Origin of the sequence: Mesorhizobium sp. M8A.F.Ca.ET.161.01.1.1, from assembly GCF_004792105.1 — a bacterium.
Lineage (GTDB): Bacteria > Pseudomonadota > Alphaproteobacteria > Rhizobiales > Rhizobiaceae > Mesorhizobium.
In genome coordinates this window covers 39,805-61,639 of the sequence record NZ_SRTD01000016.1, presented here as the reverse complement: position 1 = coordinate 61,639, position 21,835 = coordinate 39,805, and the positions used below count along the sequence as shown (strand labels likewise).

15 protein-coding genes and 3 pseudogenes are annotated in these 21,835 nt (G+C 57.7%); 12 read left to right on the top strand and 6 right to left on the bottom strand.

Features of this window, described 5'->3' with window-relative positions:
* Nucleotides 1–31 precede the first annotated feature (31 nt).
* The gene (locus tag EN804_RS28125) at nt 32–1,039 is read right to left on the bottom strand and encodes an ATP-grasp domain-containing protein (RefSeq protein ID WP_063169333.1); all 1,008 of its coding nucleotides are present in this window, start codon (nt 1,037–1,039) and stop codon (nt 32–34) included.
* Between the two features lie 771 nt (nt 1,040–1,810).
* Nucleotides 1,811–2,140 carry an ATP-binding protein gene (locus tag EN804_RS28120; RefSeq protein ID WP_281404931.1) on the bottom strand — a complete coding sequence of 110 codons (330 nt, stop codon included), beginning with the start codon at nt 2,138–2,140 and terminating at the stop codon, nt 1,811–1,813.
* A 2-nt stretch (nt 2,141–2,142) separates the two neighbouring features.
* Here EN804_RS28120 and EN804_RS38720 point away from each other — a divergent pair, with 2 nt between their 5' ends.
* Nucleotides 2,143–2,448, top strand: coding sequence for a hypothetical protein (locus EN804_RS38720; protein ID WP_164548505.1), 306 nt, complete (start codon nt 2,143–2,145; stop codon nt 2,446–2,448).
* 808 nt (nt 2,449–3,256) lie between these two features.
* On the opposite strand, the gene EN804_RS28110 is transcribed toward EN804_RS38720, so the two are convergent.
* From EN804_RS28110 to EN804_RS28100, 3 genes are all read right to left on the bottom strand, one after another.
* Nucleotides 3,257–4,690 (bottom strand): amidase, encoded by a 1,434-nt coding sequence (locus EN804_RS28110; protein WP_063169332.1) that lies wholly within the window; start codon nt 4,688–4,690, stop codon nt 3,257–3,259.
* 79 nt (nt 4,691–4,769) lie between these two features.
* On the bottom strand, nt 4,770–5,957 hold the full coding sequence (locus EN804_RS28105) for a M20 aminoacylase family protein (RefSeq protein ID WP_063169331.1): 1,188 nt from the start codon (nt 5,955–5,957) through the stop codon (nt 4,770–4,772).
* Nucleotides 5,958–6,366: 409 nt separating this feature from the next.
* Entirely contained in the window at nt 6,367–6,834 is a 468-nt protein-coding gene (locus tag EN804_RS28100) for an Lrp/AsnC family transcriptional regulator (protein ID WP_063169330.1), read from the bottom strand.
* An 844-nt stretch (nt 6,835–7,678) separates the two neighbouring features.
* Between EN804_RS28100 and EN804_RS28095 the strand changes: the two genes are divergently transcribed.
* From EN804_RS28095 to EN804_RS38705, 9 genes and pseudogenes are all read left to right on the top strand, one after another.
* Nucleotides 7,679–8,857: an aminotransferase class V-fold PLP-dependent enzyme gene (locus EN804_RS28095; protein WP_063169329.1), complete on the top strand. Its 1,179-nt coding sequence runs from the start codon at nt 7,679–7,681 to the stop codon at nt 8,855–8,857.
* 36 nt (nt 8,858–8,893) lie between these two features.
* On the top strand, nt 8,894–10,042 hold the full coding sequence (locus EN804_RS28090; RefSeq protein ID WP_063169328.1) for a M20 family metallopeptidase: 1,149 nt from the start codon (nt 8,894–8,896) through the stop codon (nt 10,040–10,042).
* Nucleotides 10,043–10,443: 401 nt separating this feature from the next.
* On the top strand, nt 10,444–11,622 hold the full coding sequence (locus EN804_RS28085; RefSeq protein ID WP_063169327.1) for a Xaa-Pro peptidase family protein: 1,179 nt from the start codon (nt 10,444–10,446) through the stop codon (nt 11,620–11,622).
* 973 nt (nt 11,623–12,595) lie between these two features.
* Nucleotides 12,596–14,074, top strand: coding sequence for an NAD-dependent succinate-semialdehyde dehydrogenase (locus tag EN804_RS28080; protein ID WP_063169326.1), 1,479 nt, complete (start codon nt 12,596–12,598; stop codon nt 14,072–14,074).
* A 13-nt stretch (nt 14,075–14,087) separates the two neighbouring features.
* Nucleotides 14,088–15,491, top strand: coding sequence for an aspartate aminotransferase family protein (locus tag EN804_RS28075; RefSeq protein ID WP_063169325.1), 1,404 nt, complete (start codon nt 14,088–14,090; stop codon nt 15,489–15,491).
* Nucleotides 15,492–15,636: 145 nt separating this feature from the next.
* A complete protein-coding gene (locus EN804_RS28070; RefSeq protein ID WP_224570030.1) occupies nt 15,637–16,530 on the top strand; it encodes a polysaccharide deacetylase in 894 nt (297 codons plus the stop codon).
* A 739-nt stretch (nt 16,531–17,269) separates the two neighbouring features.
* The gene (locus EN804_RS38715; RefSeq protein WP_063169323.1) at nt 17,270–17,467 is read left to right on the top strand and encodes an SDR family oxidoreductase; all 198 of its coding nucleotides are present in this window, start codon (nt 17,270–17,272) and stop codon (nt 17,465–17,467) included.
* A gap of 27 nt (nt 17,468–17,494) precedes the next feature.
* A pseudogene (locus EN804_RS38710) lies at nt 17,495–17,776 on the top strand (SDR family NAD(P)-dependent oxidoreductase); the annotation flags it as partial.
* A complete protein-coding gene (locus tag EN804_RS38705; protein ID WP_199489648.1) occupies nt 17,764–17,970 on the top strand; it encodes an SDR family oxidoreductase in 207 nt (68 codons plus the stop codon). The pseudogene EN804_RS38710 and the gene EN804_RS38705, both read left to right, overlap by 13 nt.
* Before the next feature lie 400 nt (nt 17,971–18,370).
* Here the strand turns inward: EN804_RS38705 and EN804_RS38170 are convergent.
* Nucleotides 18,371–18,537: pseudogene (locus tag EN804_RS38170) on the bottom strand (IS21 family transposase); the annotation flags it as partial.
* A gap of 581 nt (nt 18,538–19,118) precedes the next feature.
* On the opposite strand from EN804_RS38170, the gene EN804_RS28050 reads away from it, so the two are divergent.
* Together EN804_RS28050 and EN804_RS28045 are read left to right on the top strand one after the other, a co-directional pair.
* Nucleotides 19,119–20,774, top strand: a complete 1,656-nt coding sequence (locus EN804_RS28050) for an MFS transporter (protein ID WP_063169321.1) — start codon at nt 19,119–19,121, stop codon at nt 20,772–20,774.
* A 269-nt stretch (nt 20,775–21,043) separates the two neighbouring features.
* Nucleotides 21,044–21,430 (top strand): annotated as a pseudogene (locus EN804_RS28045) (transposase); the annotation flags it as partial.
* Nucleotides 21,431–21,835: the final 405 nt, after the last annotated feature.

The following is a 21,835-nucleotide window of genomic DNA, read 5'->3' as shown; positions in this document are numbered from 1 at the left end:
GAAATCGGACTCTTTTGATCCGATCAATCCACTATGAGACGCCGATTCCGAAATAGCGGGTGTGGGCGACATTGAGGATGCGATTGATCAAGCTTACGAAGCTGTGTCCGCCGGCCGTTGCAGCTGTGCCATAACTGGAGTGTATACCAAGGGCCGGCACCGAGTTCATCTCTAGGACAAACGGTTGGCCTGAGCGATCGATCCGGAAATCGACGCGGGCATAGTCCCGGCAGTGGCAGGCACGGAAGGTCGCAACCGAAATATCCCGTAACATCGTCTCAAGCCCGCTCTCGATTTTCGCCGGGCAAATCTTGGGCACCGCTGCGGCCGCCACGTACTTCGCATCCCAATTCATAACACGCGTTTCGCGGTCACCGAAGTCCTGCTCCACTAGAGGCAAAACTTCGGGCTCCCCGTTTCCGAGCAACGCAACGCAGATTTCCCGCCCCTCGATGTATTCCTCCACTAGCGCATCCTGAGCATGCTGCGTGACGATCACTTCGACGGCCTGCCGCAACTTAGAGTGTTCATGTATGATCTGCAATCCGAAGCTGCAGTCCTCCTCCCGCGGCTTCACTACCACTGGGAATCTCAGGTCGCCGGTGTTCTCGGTGCCGCGACGCATCACGCGAAAGTTCGGAGTCGGCACGCCCTGATCGCGGATGAGCATTTTGGTAATGACTTTGTCTCCCGTCAGCCCAATCCCGAAGGGGCTACATCCAGTGTATGGAACACCGGCCATCTCAAGCATGGCAGGAACATGAGTGTAACGCTTTTCGCCCTGAATTCCCTCCGCCAAGTTGAAGACCATTCCCGAGGGGCGACCTTGCGGATCAGGTGGCATGAACCGCTCGAGACTGGCGAGCAGTCCTTTATCGCCTTCACACACTACCGTCTCGTGGCCGCCCTCTTGAAGTGCCGCCACCACATCTTCCAACGTGCCGCTATGCGGCCAAGGCTGCGGCGGCTGCGGACAAGGCTGACCGAACCGGTTAATCACACCGTTGAAATCACTGTTCGTTACGATGGCTACTCGCATGAGCTATCTCCTTTGACGTTTGTCTGCTGTCACGAAACCAATGAAAACTGGATGGAGGCCAACCGCTATATCAACATTGACGACCTGCACGAGTACAAGAGGCTCGAAGCACCATGGCTGACCCTTTTCACAACCCCCTCCACAAACATAGGTCCACCACCCGGTTCCCTCTCCGGTTCCCGACCCTTTCCGCTGGCGGTGCTCTTTTTGCCCAAGTAGCTCGAAAGACGGCGAGTTGGGTTGCGGTACCATCAATAAAGCCTTATGCAGGGTTTATGCCAAAACAGATGATAACCGGCGGATGAGAGCGCTCCGACGCGAAATGATCGCTTCAAAAACCGTGCCAACCTCGCAAAATGCACGTCGGCCAGTGCTTTGAGTTTGATATCAAACTTACGGTCATATCAGGTACTAAACTGGCCCGCACAACCACTATGTCGCAGGCGCGACAAAATCCGACAGAGATCGTATCCCAGGGGACGAGCGGCGACCCATCCGCAGTCTTTTGACGCTCGCCGGTCCCTTACATCGAGCCCTGGCGTCCAGAATTGAAGTTGGGCGAAGGCGATCCGCATAATCGTATGCCCGGCCTGGCCGGCTTCAACGTGCGAGCGCTGCAGCAGTTTCAACAATGATGGCGAGTCGGCATAAATCTTCTTGAGAGGCTGGCGCTTAATCCCGGAACAAACGCGGCAATCAGCACTTCGCCTTGCTCATTTCGATGACGGCCATAGTGTTATTGCGCGCTTCAAAAGCTGGACAGCGATTCCGCTAATTCCCGGACAGCGTTTTCACAAAAGTCCGACAGTTCGTCGAGGTTGGTCCTCGGCAGCCTGGTTGCTGTAGGGCTGATTGATTTCGGTGTTCTCGGAGTCGGTCAAGAGGGGCGAGGCTTTTTTCTTCGGATGCTCTCGCCCTGAAGGGCGATGCGGTGTGCATTGTGCACGAGCGGTCGTGTATAGCGTCGGCGACCGTGCTGTCGTTAATAAGGTCGTGCCAGCTTGCCACGGGGACCTGGGCGGTGATCAGGGTGGATTTTCTCTGATAGCGCTCCTCGACGATTTTCGAAGAGGTGGAAGCGCTGCTGATCGGAGAGAGCATGGTTGCCGAAGTCGTCGTGGATGAGCCAAGTGGACACGGGTGAGCTTGTCGATGAGGCGGGGAAAGGAACCATCGATGCGTCGCTCTCGAACAGGATAACAGTGCGGCTTCGGAAAAGTCCGGACAGGCTTTCCGGTAATCTCAATGATGAGATCCGCGCCCGCCGTTCCAAAAAAAGGTTCGGCACGAAGCCCGCATTTTTTGCACTGGGCTTACGGCGTGCTGATCCACTGTTTCGTCATTACTATTCCCGAGCCTTGCAACCGAGCCGGAAGCGTCAGGCGAATGCAGGATTCCTGCGCTCGTAGAGCGTCCCAGCTTGGTCAGCACAACCTGACGATACGCGCCATCTTGGCGGCAAAGGCATTTGACGCAGCTGAATTGTCACGATCAGACGGCAGTTGGATCCTCATTGGATGGCCAGTGTTGCAAAAATCACAGGCTGGAGATCGGACTTGCGCCCTGGTGAATTTCCGCCACCGCATCGGGGTCGGTCTTCAACCCGGCAACTTCGACTTCCCAATTATAATAGAGACCGCGGCCGGGGCTTTGGCGGAGAGGGTCAGTCCTGGCGATGCCTCTCTCGAGCCGGCCTACATTGCAGCTGCCAGGCGGTTGGTTGAGCGCGGAGCCGTCGCGATAACCAGGGACTGCGGCTTCAGTATCTGGTGCCAGGCTGCACTGGCCACGTCTGTCAAACTTCCCGTGGCCATGTCGAGCCTGCTACTGGCGCCCACGCTCCTCCGGCAGCTTCCGGCCGGCGCAAAGCTCGCCGTCTGGCCGCAGACTCAAGACACTGCGGCGAAGAGCTGCTGGGCATGGATTCATCCGCAGGGGCAAGAGTAGCCATCGGCGGCATCGAAGGTAATACGCGGCCGGCTAGTGTTACCGAAATGGAGTCCCCGGGTTGCAGTCTGTGTCGCGACTTCGCGCCGCACATCCCAAGATTGACGCACTCCTATTTGAATGTACATTGTCCCCGATGGTGACGTCAGCAATCCGTCGTAGGACAGGACTGCCCATCTATGACGCCGCGCCCCTTTATCGAATGACATTCGCGTCCGTGGCTTGACCGCTTGGAGGCCGTCAGGTGCTTGAGCGCGGCAGTCTCAAGTTTTAAGGGGTGGCAGCGTGGAATCTGCTCCTCGCGAAAGAAGGAAGCCCCAGGCGACTTTCGATCGTATATGCCGCGGCTAGGACGGAGGTGTCGGAATAGCGCGCGCCGACCAGTTGTAGCCCGACGGGCAGCCCTTGATCATCCAGGCCCGATGGAATCGATGCTGCTGGTTGCTGGGTCAAGTTGAAAGGGTAGGTGAAGGGCGTCCAGTCCACCCACCCCTTGTAACTATCATCCGGCACATTTCGCCCGACGGGGAACGGCGCGATAGGCATCGTCGGTGTGACCAAGAGATCGTAATTTTCGTGGAACTTCGCCATCAGAGCGGAGAGCTCGAACCGCATCGCCTCAGCTTCCTGAAATTCGGTAAGGGTGATCTTCAGCCCGCGTTCGGCACCTTCCAGAAAGCCAGGATCTAGTAATTGTCTTTGCTGTTTGTTCATTCGTGACACAATACGGGCGGCGCCAGCGAACCAGAATGTAGAAAACACCTCCACCGGATCCGCAAATCCCGGATTGACTTCGGCCACCTCGGCCCCAAGAGCTCGAAGCTGGTCGATCGCATTATCGGTAACGTTTTGGATATCTCGCGCCACCTTGACATAGCCGAGGTTCCGACTGTAGCCGATCCGCAGGCCCCTGATGGTGGTCTTTGCTGGATCGGGGTCGAGACCTAGGTACGCCGGACCCGCATAGCCATCGCGAGCGTCCTTTCGTGCAATCACATTCATCATCAGGATCGCATCCGCAACGGTGCGGGTCACCGGCCCCAAATGAGACAGCGTTGTCATGGCGCTAGCTGGCCATTGCGGAACGATGCCGAAGGTTGGCTTGAAGCCGAAGGTCCCCGTGAAGCTCGCCGGTATCCGGATTGATCCCCCGCCGTCGCTACCCTGATGAAGAAAGCCAAGGTTGAGCGCAGCCGCAACTGCCGCCCCTCCCGACGACCCGCCTGGTGTCAGGTCAGGATTCCAGGGATTGCGGGTGATCCCGTAGACCGGGCTGTCTGTTACCCCTTTCCAGCCAAATTCTGGAGTGGTTGTCTTGCCCAGGATAACGCCACCGGTCTCACGGATACGGGCTGGAACAGGGGCGTCTTCAGTCCAGGGTCCCTCGGTGCTGCCGGACAATGAGCCACGTCTTGTCGGCCAGCCTCGTGTCAAGGTGAGGTCTTTGATGGTGGCCGGAATGCCATCTAGTACTCCGGCTGGTTCCCCCTTCATCCATCGACCCTCCGAGGCCCGGGCAGCAGACCTGGCCCCTTCGTGGTCGACGAGGCAAAATGCGTTCAGCGCCGGGTTGTTGGCGTCGATGCGGCTGAGACAGTCATCGACGACTTCAACAGGCGAGAGCTGCCGCCTTCGGTAGAGTTCCAGGCATTCGCACGCCGACAGACCCTCAAGAGATGTTGGCACGGATGAACGAGTTTTCATTTTACGAGGTCCGCTACATTCAAGCCTGGCATAAGACGGCAGTTATTCATTCGTTCTGCGGCCCTTGTCAGACCGATCATCAAGACGTCGGACGGGATCCCAACGTGTTCTCTACGAGCTTGATCCAGTACGATGTTCCATAAGGAATCGCCTCGTCGTTGAAATTGTAGGCAGGGTGATGCAGGCCGGCGCTGTCACCGTTCCCGCACCAGACGAAAGCACCCGGCCGCGCCTGCGCCAGGAAGGAGAAATCTTCCCCCCCCATTACCGGTGGCGTCTCGAGCACATTGTTTTCACCGGCCACGCCCTTGGCCGCGCTTCTCGCAAGGTCGGTCTGCTGGACCTCATTGAAGAGAATTGCGTCGAAGCTCTGAAATTTAATATCTATCTTCGCGCCGGTTATCTGGGCGATGCCGGCGACCACTTCGCCCACCCGCTCCTTCACGAACTTGCGCACCTCCGGCTTTAGCGTCCGCATGGTGCCCACCAACTCCGCTGTTTGCGGAACGACGGGGACTAGTCTCTGCCCGGACTGGAACTGGTGGAACGAAATTCCTGCCGAGTCGACAGGGTCAATGTTCTGAGCCAGGATATGCTGCAGGGCCGTCACAAGCTGAGCGCCGACCAGAATCGGATCGATGCATTCATGAGGCCTTCCAGGGTGCCCCCCTCGCCCTTCAATGCTAATTTCTATGCTATCAGTTGCCGCCATCACTGGACCTTGCCGGATTCCGAAGACACCTACCGGCAAGCCCGGACGATTGTGCATTCCGTAGATGTGCTCGATGCCGAACCGCTCCATCAAACCGTCATCTAGCATGGCAACGGCGCCGGTACCGATCTCCTCGGCAGGTTGGAAGATCATGACCGCCGTTCCAGCGAAATTCCGAGTATCGGCAAGATAGCGCGCGGCACCCAACAGCATCGCGGTGTGGCCGTCATGCCCACACGCATGCATCAAGCCCTTGTTCTTGGACGCATAGGGCAGATCGGTCGCTTCGTTGATCGGCAGCGCATCCATGTCAGCGCGCAATCCGATAACCTTTGGGTTACCGTCGCTCACGACGCCGTTGCCCTTGATGACGCCAACGACGCCGGTTTTGCCGATGCCGGTCGCGACGGCGTCGCAGCCGAATTCGCGCAGGCGCTCGGCGACAAATGCCGAAGTACGGGGGATGTCGAAGCCCAGTTCGGGATGTGCATGGATGTCCCGGCGCCAAGCCACTATCTCGGGGAGAAACTCTGCGACGCTATTGAGAATTGCCACGGGGACTTTCCTTTCTTGCCGGTTGCAGGCGAATTTCACGCTTTGTCCTTGCGAGAGCCGGGAGACCCGTTTCCGCGCTGCCGGGAGCACAGCATCCTCTGTGCGACGTAGGCACCCCAGCTATTCCGCCGACTGAAGCCGCTCCAATTAGCCGGGGACCGACAATCCTGAATTCCGCTCCGCCCAGAATGTAGCAAGTGCCAAAGAGCTTGGTTGCGCGAAGGGCGCCTTGGTCCCGCAGAATATCATCGTTTTTTGGTCATTGGCGCATAACACCTGCAGGCTGAGAGGAGGTGCCCTGGTATATATGCGGGACCATTCAAAATAGGACAGCCGACATTCAGAAGTGCGGGACAACTGCGACCCGCGGAAGGCGCGTGGTGGTTGCCTGGGCGGGCTCTTTTGAAGGCTACTCTTCAGCAATTGGCAGAGCAAACGACGCCTTGATCCGATCCATTACAACGATTGTCTTGAACCCCTTTACTTCAAGATGTTCGTAAAAAAAACGACGGGTAAACGCCTCGTACTCGGCCATGTCCTGAGCAGAGACCGTAATAATAAAATCCGCTTCACCCGTAACGTAGTAAGCGTTCATGATCTCAGGCGTCCGCCGAATTGCCTGCTTGAAACGATCGATGATATCGGCGCGATCGCGCTCGAGAGTGATGGATACCAGCAGGAGCAGGGGCCGACCGACGGCTTCCGGTGAAACTATGGCAACGTCCGCTTCGATGACGCCAGCGTCTCGAAGTCGCTTTAATCTCCGCTGACAAGCGGTAGCCGATAGTCCGGCAAGTTCGCCCAATTCCTCTGTCGTAAGGCGATTGTTGCGCTGCACGACGTTGAGAATCTTCCGGTCAATTCGATCCAGATCCATTCACAATCTCTGCTCATGATGATATCGGCCAATGCCAAGGCCGCCAGTCCGTACGTCCAAAATGTAGCAAGTGCCAAACGCCCTCTCGGCGCTAAAGTCGGTCCAAGTCGCAGAAAATCGGCGTTTCTTTCGCCATCTGCGCACAATACCGGCATAGTATAACTATCTGAGGGGTGCCGCTGAATCGATGGGCGTTGCTGGTGAGCAGTTGCGGGCCAGCGCAAGAACGGCAGATTCGATCGGGTGGGGGCGATCCCCGGTCGAAAAGATCCTACCGATCTCGTTGCTCAGGCGCAGAAAACATGAGTTGCAGCACGCTCGCATCAGTTCGAGGCAAGCGTGTTAGGGAGCGACATCACCAAGGGTGTCGGCGTTGCAGCATAAATCGGAGACCATGAGAGTCAGGCTATGAACCGGCCCCGGCTTTCGGATGCCTTACGGCCCTCGCGCGTCGGCCGCGAGTGAACTATGATCCGCATGGGTGTGGGGCTGGAGGAGAAGGTCGTCGGCTCAGTCAGGCTAACGTCGCTCCAAGCACTGGTAAGAAGCCCTATCCGCGGTCTGAGAATTACCCAAATTGATCTCTCGTGAGGCAGTTGTTGCAGCTGCATTCCGTCGAGACGCTTCAGTGATCCGCGAGAATGGCTCGCGATCTCTGCGTGAATCGCGGTTTGGCGCAGGAATGCGGCGTGGGAGACCGAATGTTAGACCAAAGTCGGCACGAGCACCGTGTAAAATGGGCAGGTCAGCGCAGACCAGTCTGGCGGCATTCTTACCCTTGCCGGAACGATCGCCTGAACAAGGTAGCTCAACCGCCGTCCGCACTCCCAGGAGAGAAAGCCATATGCTTCCCTTGGACATCCTCCGAAAGGAGTTTCCAGCCACAGCAAACGCCATCTACATGGATGTCGCGAACCAGGGCCTCATATCAAGCACAACATTGGCTTCAATCGAGCCTCATTTGAACAATCGGCTGCATGGCCTAAACGACGAAGAAAGGATGCTCGAACACGTCGAGCGTACTCGCGCTAGGTTCGCACAATTTATCAATTCAGATCACGATGAAATTGCAATTACCAAGAATGCATCGGAAGGCATCAACATCATCGCTAATGCGATCGATTGGAGAGATGGAGACAACGTCGTTCTATGCCCAAAATTGGAACACGCAAATAATATCTTGCCATGGATTCAGATCAGAGACCGCTACAATGTCGAGTTGCGAGTCGTAGAGCCGGATAACGGCTCAATTCCCCCTGATGCATTCGTAAAGGCGATTGATTCTCATACCCGCGTTGTTGCCTTGGCGACGGTGACGATGGTTCCGGGGTTTCGGACCGTCATGGAGCAGATATCCGAAGCCTGTAGGCACTACGGTGCATTTCTTTTGGCGGACGCGACGCAATCTGTTGGGATACTCCACACCGACGTCAATCGACTTGGCGTAGACGGTGTAGCAGTGTCCACTGTGAAGGGTTTGATGGGTCTTTATGGATCGGGTTTTTTATATTGCCGTAAAGAATGGGCCGATCGGCTGAGCCCGGCCTATCTTGCGCGCTTCAGCGTAGATTTCGGAAACGCGCCAGAATCAGCTCCGGTACCTAGTTTTGTAAAGTTGCGCTCTGGCGCGCCCCGCTTTGATATCGGGCATTACAACTTCCCCGGCATGTTGGCTGCATATGCATCAATGGGCCAGCTACTTGATATCGGAACCGAGGCGATCGACCAGAGCGTTACCTCACTCGCAAAACGTATGGCCACTGGTCTCTTAGATATCGGGCTTCCGGTCTGCGGCGGGCCACCAGGCGCTCACACTGGAAGTATCGTAGCCGTTGGCGATTCCAGCGATCTTGTTGAAGGGCGCCCAGTCGACGCCCGCATTCGGTCGCTTCACGAGCATTTCACGAAGAACGGGGTAATCGTCTCAATACGCAGAGGCATGCTCCGGTTTTCCCTGCATCTTTACAACACCGCCGATGAAGTCGATCGCGTAATCAATCTGGCCAAGAGCTGGTCGAAGTAAGAGCGACACGGCTAGTTCATGCACACAGGAGAGTACATGTCGACCCAGAGCGCCGAGACTATCGGACTTCTCCAAGATCTTATAAAGATCGAGAGCATCAATCCATCGCTGTCGCCAAAAGGTAGTGGAGAGCAAGGTGTAGCCAAGTTCCTCGAGGGTTTTTGCAAGGAGCGGAAGCTGGCTTACGGGATACAGGAGGTGGCCGATGGTCGCTCGAATTTCCTGACCTGGGTACCTGGGAAAGAACCCGATAGGCGTATTCTATTCATTGCTCATATGGATACCGTTCCTATCGATAGGTGGGAATCAGATCCATTCTCGGGTGAGCAACGGGACGGGCGAATATATGGGCGAGGTAGCTGCGACACAAAAGGCTCACTTGCAGCTATGTTGATTGCGCTTAGCTCACTTGGTGAACGGCAGCCCCGGGCCACGGTTGTTGTGGCAGCCAGCATTGACGAAGAGTACCGCAAACTTGGCGCCCGCGCTATAGCCGATTCCGGTGTCGCTTATGAGGGTGCGGTAGTCGGTGAACCCACCGAATTAGAGCTCGTTGTAGCTCACATGGGTTCTGTCCGCTGGCAAATCGAGGTTCAGGGTGTACCGGCTCATACGTCGAAGCCTCATCTCGGAGTGAACGCGATCACGGGCATGGCCAAGGTGGTATTGGCACTTGATGAGCACCATCGATCCCTTGTGTCTCGGGCGCAGCACCCATTGGTAGGGTCATCACAGCTGACCGTGAGCCTCATCGAAGGAGGTTTGGAACTTACCACTGTACCGCCGGTATGCCGTATCTGGGTCGATCGGCGTCTCATACCCGGGGAGCGGCCGCAGGACGCGTTGGCGGAGGTAGAAAGCATACTGGAAGGCCTTCGCCAGGGCGAAGACAAGATCAATGTTCGGTCATTGCTTCCCGCATTGGAAGACCCGCCTCCAATCAGTTCCGGGTCGAGCAAAATTGCAGCAGTCGCAGGAGCGGCTTGTGCCCACGTCGCGGGGACCGGAGAGCAGAAGGGAGCCACCGGCGGCTCGGATGCAAATCAGCTGTCATTGGCTGGGATCCCGTGTGTGATTATCGGACCCGGGCGTACTGCCCAAGCCCATACGAACAACGAGTTCGTTGAAATCGATCAACTGACCAAGGCTGCTGATTTGTACCAGAGAATCATGCTCACATATTAGGAGTGGCCGGCCTGATGGGGGTGCTCAAACCCCGTCCATTGGGCCGCGGACGCCCCGGATGCTGCATGAGCGTGGCGGCCGCAACGTCCCGATCTTCGCTGGTCTCGTCGGCGCTTCCCACGTAGATCTTGCCGCCCGTGCTTGAAATTCTGTTGCGACAGGCAGAGTGCGTCTTCACCATAGGGAGGGCATGATCTTCCACCGGAGACGCAGAGCCACCGAAAATTTGGCGCTCATATGCGGATAACGTACGGCAAGTGCCTAGGAAATGCAGATTTTCCGCGACAAGAAGAAATCCTCGGGGAAAACAGCCTCTTGTGACGTGATACGAAGAGAAAGTATGCGGACAGGACGAATGCCTGATCCGTTCGAGGAATGCCTGTTTTGAAGGACTCGACGAGATGAAATATGAGAAGCCATTTCCGCCCGAGGAGTTTCGGCGTCGTGTTCATGACGTGAAGCAGCGGATGGAGCGAGCGGGGCTGGACTTGCTGATCTGCCAGGATCCCGCGAATATGTATTGGCTTACCGGCTTTGACGGCTATTCGTTCTACGTGCCTCAGGTGGTCTTAGTGCATCTCCAGTCGGACATGCCCCTCTGGTTCGGACGTTTCGTCGATGTAAATTCCGCTTATATAACGACGGATCTGCCTAGAGAAAATATAAGCTCATTTTCCGATCATAGACTTCAACATCCAGAATTACATCCATTTGACGATCTTTGCGAGCTTATCAATTCGCGCGGCTGGGGATCTGATCGAATCGGTGTCGAGCTTAACGCCCACTTCTATACTGCCCGAGCACATCAACATCTCGTCAAAGGCCTTCCGAATGCAAAATTCTCTGATAGCCGCGAATTAGTCAATTGGGCACGGCTTATAAAATCTGACCTTGAACTAGTCTACATGAGAGAAGCGGGCCACCTTGCAACGCATACGATGCAGACGGCAATCGCTAACCTAAGGCCTGGAGTGCCGCAACATGAGGTCGTCGCGGAGGTGTACCGGGCCCAGACACGAGGGGTGGACGGTAAATATGGCGACTCTAGCGGTCCTCCTCTTATCCAGACTAGCGAACAAACGAACGCTCCGCACCTCAGTTGGACCGAGGAGCCCTTGCCGACCTCTGGCCTGGTTCTCATGGAGTTCGGCGCCACCCGACGCCGCTACTGTGCGCCGCTGTGCCGCACCGTCCACATCGGAAAGCCACCCGCAGAGGTCTCGCGTCTTGCTGAGGTTATAGTGGAAGGCGGGGATGCTGTGCTCGAGATGGCAAAGCCTGGTACCGTCGTTGAGGAGCTTAATGCGGTGTGGCAAGATATCCTCAAGCGGAACGGGTATATCAAGATAGGCCGCTCCGGCTATTCAATCGGACTCAACTTCCCGCCGGAATGGGGCGAACGCACGGTTAGTATTCGCGCGGGCGACAAGACCATCCTACAACCAGGAATGTGCTTCCATTTTCAGTCGGGGGTTAGGCTCGAAGGGTTCGGCGCCGCCATCTCTGAATCATTTATTGTAACCGAAAGGGGCGGTGAGCGATTGGCAGATGTTGATCGCCGCTTGATCGTCGTGGACTAGGTGATTTGGATGTGACCCAAATCGTTTTGCGATCTCACTGGGTCCGTTCGAAGCCGGTTGAAATTTGTTTCTGCGGCGAGCGGATGAACGGATCTAGCTTAAGGACGGCGCTGTCTGAGAGGTGCGGCATGCCCAACCTCTGGGACAGGAGAATCTCGCCTAGCACATGAGTTCTCTGCATCAGCGGAGATTAAGATCCGTAGGCCGAAATGAGCCACCTGTGACGCGAGCGCGGCGTGAACGTTGCCCCATTCTACAAATGCGCGGATGACGCAAGAGGACTTAGCTTTTGAGGAGCATTGAGGACGAGTTTACGCGCGCCTGAAGCGGGCTCTTGCCAACCCTGCGCGCCGGTGGGAACGCGAGTATGGTCCGCCCCGTCCGTGCAACACGTCGCGACATCAGCACACGTTGTTCCCGATAGATGGCTCGGCAGCGAAGCTCGCCTTTTGCCCGGGGCTCGCTTCATCCTTTTCTGCTGTTTCGTGCGACTTCACCACTTCACCAAGTGAATGTCTGGGTTATCGCGGGGACCTCAATTTCGGGACCCCAAGACCTCCTTCCGAATGAAGTCGTCCGCGATGCCATCGTGTCTGAAGCGGTCGCGGTCACCCTGCACAGTGCCGGACGAAAGTAGCCTTGCGGCGAGTTCCGTCTAAGATTCGAGGCGGTTGCGCCTGCGTCAGTGCGCCTGATCGGTGTCGGTCGAGAACTTAATGCCACGAGGCCAGATCGGGAACTCGGGATCGGGAGATCGGCGCTGGAACCAACTACTTTCCGCGCCGCCGGCGACCAGCGCGACCTTCGCTCGCGGTCGCTAAGCCTCCTGGCAAGTGAAGTTGTGAGCCGTGTCCAATTCTACGCGAATTGGCTGCTGTTTGCAGGAATGCAGCTAAAGGGGCATCAACTGCGCTGCCGATCGGCGCTGTGGCAGCAATAACCTAAAGGCATCAGCATACCATTGGAGTCTTAGATGAGGGGTACGTCAATCACGGCATTACGCAGGCTCAAACGGCCAGACCTTTTGCGTGGTGATGCGTATCTGAACGGCGCCTGGCTCTCCAAATCAGATACTCTTGCCGTGTTTGATCCTGCCAGCGGTGACGAGATCGCTCAAGTTGCGGCTTGCGCAGACGCCGACGTTGACGACGCGGTCCATTGCGCAAGAGCAGCGTTCCTCAAGTGGCGCGACATGCTTCCGTTACAGCGTGGTGCATATCTGCGGAAATGGGCGGCAGGCATGCGGGAGAGCGCCGAAGACCTGGCTGTCATCATAACGGCCGAGCAAGGAAAACCGATTGCTGAAGCCCGCGGCGAAGTTTCATACGCTGCCGGCTTTTTAGATTGGTTTGCAGGGGAAGGGGAGCGGGCTTACGGCGAAACGATTCCCAGCCATCTCCCCGCAAGCAGGCTGGCCGTGCATTTGCAGCCGATCGGGGTGACTGTCGCCATTACGCCATGGAACTTCCCAGCGGCAATGATCACCAGAAAGGCTGGAGCTGCACTGGCCGCTGGCTGCACAATGATTGTAAAGCCGGCACCCGAAACGCCACTGTCGGCCCTCGCGCTTGCCCGCCTTGCCGGGGATGCTGGCATTCCGCCCGGCGTGTTTCAGGTGATCACGGGCGAAGCTCCGCCACTTGCCAAACGGCTGTTGTTGCATACCCACGTGCGTGCGTTCTCTTTTACGGGCTCCACCGAGGTCGGCAGAATCCTTCTCGAGCAATCCGCGAAGACAGTGAAGAAAGTCTCGCTCGAACTTGGCGGCAATGCTCCTTTCATCCTTTTCGGCGATGCGCCGATCAACGCTGCGGTCGCCGGTTGCATGGCAGCCAAGTTCGCGACATCCGGTCAGGACTGTCTCGCGGCAAACCGGATTTATGTGCAGCGAGAGATTTACGAGCATTTTACGGAAAAATTTGCCGAGGCCACCAGTAAACTAAAGGTCGGGCACGGATTGGAGCCAGGTGTCGACATCGGTCCGATGACAAAGACGTCTGGTGCTGACAAATGCAGGCACCAGGTTTCTGAGGCTCTAGCAGCCGGGGCTCGAATGGTAGCAGGCGCACAGCACAATTCGCTTGGCGGGAACTTCGTCACGCCGGCCGTGCTTGCTAATGTGACCGATGACATGGTGATTGCGAAGGACGAAACGTTTGGACCTGTCGCTGCAATCCTGCCCTTCGACGACGAACGGGAGGTGGTCGCGCGAGCCAACAATTCCGAGATGGGACTTGCGGCCTACGTCTATACCCAAGATCTCAACCGAGCCATGCGGCTCTCCGACCGGCTCGAATATGGCATGGTTGCCGTGAATACTCCAAAATTTACGGGGCCGGGCATTCCGTTCGGCGGCTGGAAACAATCCGGCCTTGGTCGCGAGGGCTCAAGGCACGGTCTTATCGAATATCTCGAACCCAAATACCTCTGCATCGGCAACATCGCGGCCTGAAAGGAAGCATCCAATGACCATCAACATCAAAGAGATCACCGAAAAGGACCGCAACTCGGTCTTGCATCCTTTCACTCAGCTTAAAGATTTCGCCACTGGCAAGCTCGGCGACCCAACGATCGTGGTGACAGGGAAGGGGATCCGCATCCAGGACGCGCATGGCAACCAATTTATCGATGGCTTTGCCGGCCTATACTGCGTCAATGTCGGGTATGGCCGCACGGAAGTCGCCGATGCGATCTCGCGTCAGGCCTATCGCTTGGCGTATTACCACTCCTATGCGGCGCACACGACCGACGAGCTTGCGATCCTCTCCGATCGCCTTGTGAAGATGGCGCCGGGCAAGATGAGCAAGGTGTTCTATGGCATGTCCGGCTCGGATGCGAACGAGACCCAGGCCAAGCTTGTTTGGTACTACAACAACCTGCGTGGCAAGCCGACCAAAAAGAAGATCATCTCCCGTGAACGCGGCTATCACGGCTGCAGCGTCGTGTCGGGCTCGATGACGGGCATGAGCTTTTATCACGACCACATGGACCTGCCACTTCCGCAGATTGTTCACACGGGTGTTCCACATCATTACTGGGGCGCAACCCCGGGCGAAACCGAGCGCGAATTCTCCGCTCGCCGCGCCGCCGAGCTTGATCAGTTGATCGAGCGGCTCGGCCCGGACAACGTCGGCGCCTTCATTGGCGAGCCCGTCCTCGGCACAGGTGGTATCACGCCTCCGCCGGAAGGCTATTGGGAAGCGGTACAGACGGTCCTCAAAAAACATGATGTGCTGCTGATTGCCGATGAAGTGATCACAGGGTTCGGCCGCACCGGTTCCATGTTCGGCTCACAGCACTATGGCATCGAGCCAGACCTCATCACGATCGCTAAAGGTTTGACGTCGGCCTACTTCCCGCTTTCAGCGGCAATCGTCGGTGAGAAGGTGTATAAAGTCCTGGAGGATGGAGCCGACAAGGTCGGGGCATTCTCGCACGGCTACACCTACTCTGGTCATCCGATCGGCGCCGCCGCGGCCAACGCGGTCCTCGATATTGTCGAGAAAGAAGACCTCCCCGGCAATGCGCGTGACGTCGGCGCGTTTTTCCAGGCGCAGTTGCAGGAGAGGTTCGCGCAGTTGCCGATCGTCGGCGAAGTGCGGGGCGTCGGTCTTATGGGCGCAATCGAGTTCGTTGCCGATCGCGACAATCGGAAGCGTTTCGATCCGGCGCTCAAGGTAGGTGCGCGAATCTCGAAGGCCGCCCGTGACCGTGGTCTTATCGCTCGGGCCATGCCGCACGGGGACATTTTGGGCTTTGCTCCGCCGCTGGTTACAACCAAAGCTGAGGCGGAGGAGATTGTTGCAATCGCAGAAAGCGCCGTGCGCTCGGTTATGGATGAGCTTGTTCGCGAGAGTGAGAAAATCTGAATGAGTTGGGCCATCTTGTCGTAATCAAGGCGCAAACTCAAGCGACGGCCTGATCGGCTTGCGGGGCTGCCAGCTGAGCTGGTGCCGCGTTCCGCTCATTGAGTTTTCGGCGGAATTCAATGCAGACACTGCTCAGGAGGAACTGGTGGCCAATTCGACCGCACTCAATCCCTGGGAATGGCCTGAAAGCCATTGGCGGCGGCGCATCAACAAAGTCAGAGCGGGCAAGGCACTAAGACCAATGTGGCCCGGCGGTAAACGCTGTGCCTTCGCCATCTCGTTCGACGTCGATCATGAGTCGAACGAATTGCGCAGGGGAGGGCGATCGCTAAGCAGATTATCCTGGGGTCAGTACGGGAGCCGACGAGGGATGCCTCGGGCTTTGGAACTCTTGAGAAAGTACGACGTTCCGGCGAGTTTTTTCGTTCCCGCTGTGATCGCTCAGTTGTATCCAGACGAGCAACGCGCAGTTGTCGATGAAGGCCATGAAATTGGCATGCACGGCTGGATACACGAGCTAAACTCGGAACTGAGCGCAGAGAGCGAGCGCTCTTTAATGATGAGGAGTGCCGACACTCTTGAAAAAATCACTTCCAAACGCCCGACGGGAATTCGAACGCCTTCCTGGGATTTTTCCGACGCAACTCTACGGATCATACGTGAAACCGGATTGACATACGACTCATCCCTTATGGCCGATGATAGTTGCTATGAGCTGCTGGAAGACGAGGAACCCACGGGAGTGATTGAAATACCGGTCGAATGGATTCGAGACGATGCCACTTATCTTTGGATGAGTCCCGATGGGTCTTCACGGCCAGATTTATCAGTCGACGACGTGCTTTCTGTATTTATTCGGGAGTTCGAAGGGGCCTATCAAGATGCCGATTTATTTCAGCTGACTCTGCATCCACACGTCATTGGATATCGCTCACGGATCTGGATCGTAGAAGAATTAATTCGACGCGCCAAAGCAAAGGGTGACGTTTGGTTCGCCACACATCATCAGGTCGCCGAGCGTGCGTCCTCATGTCTCTGAAAACTCTCAGACAGGAACGCCGGTAGAGTGCGGTGTTCTTGGGGCGGCGCAAGCCGTCCTGCGCCTCGACCGTTGCGGCGGTCACCAATGGATTTGGAATGACGCGGATCATCCGCTGTCCGGTATTCGCTTTCAGAGCGGGTACAGTGGGAGTTCTTATCTTGGAGGAGGACTACAATCTTGATTGACACGACCTTTGCCGGAAAAACGGTGCTGATTACCGGCGGGTGGCGCGCTTGGCCCGGCCAGTGCCAAACTGCTGGCGGCGGGTGGAGCGGATTTGGTGTTGGCTGACCTGTCGCAAGAGGCTCTGGACCAAACTCTGGCCGCCTGTCCTGGTGCCCGTTGAGTTGTCTGCGACGTGACCGATCCGGCGATGCTGGAAGGGCTGGTCGACCTCGCCCGCGAGAGCTTTGGCCGGCCGGTTGAGGGCTTGGTCGCGGCCGCTGGCATTACGGTGCGATGAAGCGGCTGATAGACGTGAAGGGTACGAAGCCATGTTCAGCTTCAACGTCGGGGCCATTTGGCGAATCTGCAAGCTGCATCCCGCAGATGCGCGAGCTTGGCCGCGGATCGGTGGTGCTCTTCAGCTCGACTGCTGGTCTGCAGGCCTCGAAGGACGTGCCGATCTATTCGGTGACCAAGGCGGCGGTTGTGATGATGACTCGCACGCTGGCGCTGAACCACGCGGCAGAAATATCCGCGCAAACTGTGTCTGCCCCGGAACCATCGCCAGCCGTTGGCCGAGGCCGGCGTCGCCTTCGCCCGGGGAGAAGCGGCACAGGTCGAGCGCCGGACGAAGATCATCGCTGCGCATCCGATGGGCCGAATGGGGTTGCCGTCCGAGGTGGCGACAGCTGTCGGCTATCTGCTGGACGATGCGGCGGGCTTCACCATCGGCGCCGCGCTTACGGTCGACGGAGGCAGCCTTGCCTAAGCTCCGGTCAGAAACACTGTCGTCGTCACCGGCGCGGCGCGCGGGATCGGTGCCGCAACAGCGGCGTGGCTTGGCTCGGAAGAGGCGTGGGTGTTGCTAGTGGATGTTCTGGATAAAGTGCACGACACAGCTGCGGGCCTTGGCCAGACGGCGCTCGTCTGCGATCTGGCCATGCCCGACGCCGCAGGGCGGGTTCTGGCCGCCTTGGATGCCGCAAGGATCGAGACGCTCGACGTCCTCGTGAACAATGCCGGCATTGGCGGTTCGAAGTCGCTCGCCGATACTGACGATGCCTTTTGTTCCCGCTGATCGATATCAACTTGCGTGCAGTCATCAGCCTGACCCGCGAGTTGCGGCCGCGGATGCGCCAGCCGGGCGGGCGGATCATTAATGTCAGCTCGATCCTCGGGCTTACGGGCTATCCCGGAACGGTAGGCTATTCGGTGGCCAAGGCCGGGATCGCGTATCTCACGCTCCAGCAGGCCGGCGAGCAGGGCCTGTAGGGTATAACCGTGAATGCGGTGGCGCCCGGCGTGGTCCCCACCGACATGACTCGAGCGCTGCACGTACGCAGCTACCAACGCCTGATGGTCGCGCCAATCCGCTCGAGCGCGTCTCCTCGCCGGAGGAGCAGGCGGCGGTGATCGCCTTCCTGCTTCGGACGACGCGTTCTACGTCTCGGGCGCAGTGATCCCCGTCGACGGCGGCTCCCGCCTGTCACAGTAGAGAAGAATAGCGCAATTTAAGCCTATACACAGGATGGCCCTGCAATTCCCGGATGCAGACCGACTCTGCCGGTAACCGGTTCCGGTGGTCGATCCTGTTAGCGGCGCCATTACCCGGCGCACATTTGATCGCGGTGGTGGGCAAGTTGAATTTACCCTTCGCGCGCTTCCCAGCGATCAATATGGCAGTGTCGTACTGCTCGGTCATTGTCGCAACGGTCGCGTTCAGCGTCGGCGCGAACCACAGCGCCTTGGCCACACCAGGTTGTAGCAGACGGATCGCCTCAGTGACCCGCCGAAGAAGCTGAGGCCGTCAATCCAGTCGGGCAGCTTTTGAGTCAGAGTTGGCAAAGGCTGCTCGAACTGAACGACTGTTGAGGAAAGCCTTTGCAGGCGCGGCGGGCGCGAGCACCGCGGGGAGCCGCAAAAAGGCACGCGGAGAGCTCTGCTGAGGCTGCAGTCAACTCAGCGTCCTTGGGAGCATATTGAAGTAGTATTTGCCCATCTCTCCCTGTTATGGCGATTTGAGAAGCAAAAAGCCCGTTCAGCGTTTAGCTTGGAGAATGTGCCCACTGCACTGCTCGCCCGCGAATCACCGATATTATGCAGATTTAGGAGCTCGACGCCGATCTCCTGCATTTGTTGGCGAGGATTGCTGGAAGAGTACCCATTCAATGCACTAAAATCCTGGAGTGGTCTGATCCTCATATTGTAAGTGTAGGCTGGCCTGATGCGGCTGGTTCCAAGTCTTCACAAAGGTTCCAACTACGCCTCCTCCCAAGGCGCATCGGCCCGGCAGCGAGTTCAATCTCCTGCCGGGCGTTGTAACTATTTGCGCACATTGGCCGATTCGGACCTTCAACGGGTTGGGCGGCTGCTGGCTGTCGGAGCAATGTAAAACTGGCTCATAGGCAAGAGTTAGATTGATGAGCAGTCTTGCGGACCAAGTCGCCGATCCAAATTCGCCAGGAGCATTTGCGCCCCTCAGAAATCCGAGCTTTCGTTCAATCTGGTTCGCCACGCAGGTCAGCTCGCTCGGCTGGTTGATGCAGACTGTTGCCATCAGCTGGCTGATGGCTACGATTTCGACTTCCGATCTGATGGTCGCGCTGGTTCAGGCTTCTTCAAACCTGCCAGCGTTCATCTTATCCGTCTTCGCCGGGGCCTTGGCTGATAATTTCAGCCGGCGCCGGGTCATGTTCGCCGGCCGGTGCCTTATGGTATTGGCATCTGCGATGCTGACGGCTTTTGTGGTGCTGGGCTTTGTCGATCCGTGGATGATCCTCGGCTTCAGCTTCTTGATCGCATGCGGCGGCGCTCTCCACGATCCAGCCTGGCAGGCCTCGGTTGGCGATATGGTGAACCGACGCGACGTTCCCGCCGCCGTCACGCTCCTCTCCGTTGGCTTCAACACTGTTCGGACCGTAGGCCCGGCGCTCGGTGGCATAGTAGTTGCCTCTTTTGGGCTGATGACGGCTTTCGCCGTAACCAGTCTTACCTATCTGGTCCCTTTGGTAACCATATGGCGCTGCAAGTGGATGGTTCGCTCATCACCTCTCCCACGTGAGTCGATGAGGACGGCGATCTATGACGGGCTACGCTTCACGGCGATGTCGTCGGAGATTAAGACGGCGATCACTCGCGGAACCCTCTTTGGTCTGGCGAGCATCGCCATTCTCGCGCTGCTGCCGCTGGTTGTCCGCGACCAGCTGGGAGGCGGACCGCTCGCCTATGGCACGCTCATGGCCGGATTCGGGACAGGCGCCGTCTTCGCCGGCATCTCGAACAGCGTGTTCAGACGGAGCTTGTCACAAGAGCGGCTGATGACGCTCGCATGCGTCGCCTGCGCGGCATGCTCCCTTTCGCTTGCGCTGACTTCTTCGATTGCAGTGGCGGCAATTGCACTCGCCATGGGTGGCGCGGGCTGGGTCACCGCCTGGTCCGGGGTCGGCGTGACCGTGCAACTGGCAAGCCCGCGCTGGGTCGTGGGGCGCACCATCTCGATTTACTATGCATTGATCGATGGCGGCATCGCAGCGGGCAGTTGGGTGTGGGGCACGGTGGCCCAGAACCATTCACTGACCTTGGCACTGGAGGGCTCCGCTGGAGCCCTTCTGCTGGTCGCCGCCACGGGCCTCCTGTTTCCCCTTCGCGAGCGCCGCGAATCCGATCCAGATGCTTTGGAGGACTTCGACGCACCGGCAGTCGCCCTCAATCTCAAGCCAAGAAGCGGTCCCATCGTGGTCAAAGTCGAGTACCTAGTGCCCGAGGAAAATCGCGAAGCATTCCTGGAACTCATGCGGGCGCGCCGGCATGTGCACAGTCGCGTCGGCGCTCGTCATTGGACTCTCCAGCGCAACCTTCAGGAGCCTATGCAATGGATAGAGACATTCCGCACGCCGACCTGGACCGACTACCTTCGCCTGAACCATCGTCTCACGGAAGCAGACAAGGAATTGGGTAAACAAGTGCTGAAATTGCATGCAGGACAGCTTCCGCCTAAAATCATGCTTTTTATCGAGCGACCAACAAGCTCGGCCCTAAAGTCCGATGAATCAGCACGTTATTTTCTCCGACACTGACTCTTCGAGGTTAACCCCTTGTATCTGCACGCAGAGGACTTTGTGCGATGGAAGCGACTGAGCCTCGAACCGGATGGCCATCCGGTTCGAAGCAAGGCGAAGTCGCCCGACACCCCTCCGGCCACAACCGTGGGTGAGCCTGGGATCTTCGCCTTCGTCACGTACGACCGAATAGTCGCTTGGCTCCAATCGCACGCACAAGGCAGGTTACCGTGAACAAGACTATCTGTGGAGTGGATGTTTCGAAAGACTGGCTCGATACCCATGTCGTGCCGAGCGGAGCGGCGGGCCGCTTTCGCAACGATGCGGCAGGCATAGCCGAGCTTGCTGCCTGGTGTTAGGTCAATGGTGTCGAGCTCGTCGTCATGGAGGCCAGTGGCGGCTACGAACGGCTTCCCTTCCTGCTGTCGTGGGAGTTGGGAGTAGCCTGCGGCATGGCCAATGCGAGGAGCGTACGCTGATTCGCCGAGGCGATGGGCTTCCTGGAGAAGACCGACAGGATCGACGCCGCCGTCATCGCCCGCTATAGCGAGGTCAAACGGCTGCAGCCGACGCTGCCGCCGAGCGCGGCCCAGCAGCGGCTCAAGGCGCTGGTCGCCCGGCTTTCCCAGGTAACCGCCGATCTCACCGTCCAGAAGCAGCGCAAGAGCGCTGCCACTGATGCCGATACCATTGCCTGCGTATTCCGATGAAGCCGGCCACCGATTCCGATTTGAAGCCGGCCAGTCATTCCGATTTCATTCCGGCCAGCATTCCGATTTGAAGGCGGCCATTTTTCGGTCTGATCCTGGGTCTCGTTGATGTTTGGGTTGGGTTTTGTTTCAGGTCAAGCTGACGGATAAGCCCGAAAGCGGCACCATGCAAGAATACAATAGGTCCACCGGTTCCATTCTCGCAATACAAAGTCGCGACGGCCCCAATCAATATGCAATGTTCGGTGATCATTGTTTCCTCAGCAAAAGCGAGCCAGATCGGTCTGCATTATGCATATGGGAAGCGAGGCTTCTGGTATTTACTTCATAAGCGTAGCAGCGTCTACAGGCCTTTTGCGCCAATTGCCC

Coding starts and splice junctions, on each gene's coding strand:
- EN804_RS28075 (WP_063169325.1), top strand. CDS start 14,088: ATGACCATCAACATCAAAGAGATCACCGAAAAGGACCGCAACTCGGTC.
- EN804_RS28095 (WP_063169329.1), top strand. CDS start 7,679: ATGCTTCCCTTGGACATCCTCCGAAAGGAGTTTCCAGCCACAGCAAAC.
- EN804_RS28080 (WP_063169326.1), top strand. CDS start 12,596: ATGAGGGGTACGTCAATCACGGCATTACGCAGGCTCAAACGGCCAGAC.
- EN804_RS28050 (WP_063169321.1), top strand. CDS start 19,119: ATGAGCAGTCTTGCGGACCAAGTCGCCGATCCAAATTCGCCAGGAGCA.
- EN804_RS28090 (WP_063169328.1), top strand. CDS start 8,894: ATGTCGACCCAGAGCGCCGAGACTATCGGACTTCTCCAAGATCTTATA.
- EN804_RS28085 (WP_063169327.1), top strand. CDS start 10,444: ATGAAATATGAGAAGCCATTTCCGCCCGAGGAGTTTCGGCGTCGTGTT.
- EN804_RS28100 (WP_063169330.1), bottom strand. CDS start 6,834: ATGGATCTGGATCGAATTGACCGGAAGATTCTCAACGTCGTGCAGCGC.
- EN804_RS28125 (WP_063169333.1), bottom strand. CDS start 1,039: ATGCGAGTAGCCATCGTAACGAACAGTGATTTCAACGGTGTGATTAAC.
- EN804_RS28120 (WP_281404931.1), bottom strand. CDS start 2,140: ATGCTCTCTCCGATCAGCAGCGCTTCCACCTCTTCGAAAATCGTCGAG.
- EN804_RS28110 (WP_063169332.1), bottom strand. CDS start 4,690: ATGAAAACTCGTTCATCCGTGCCAACATCTCTTGAGGGTCTGTCGGCG.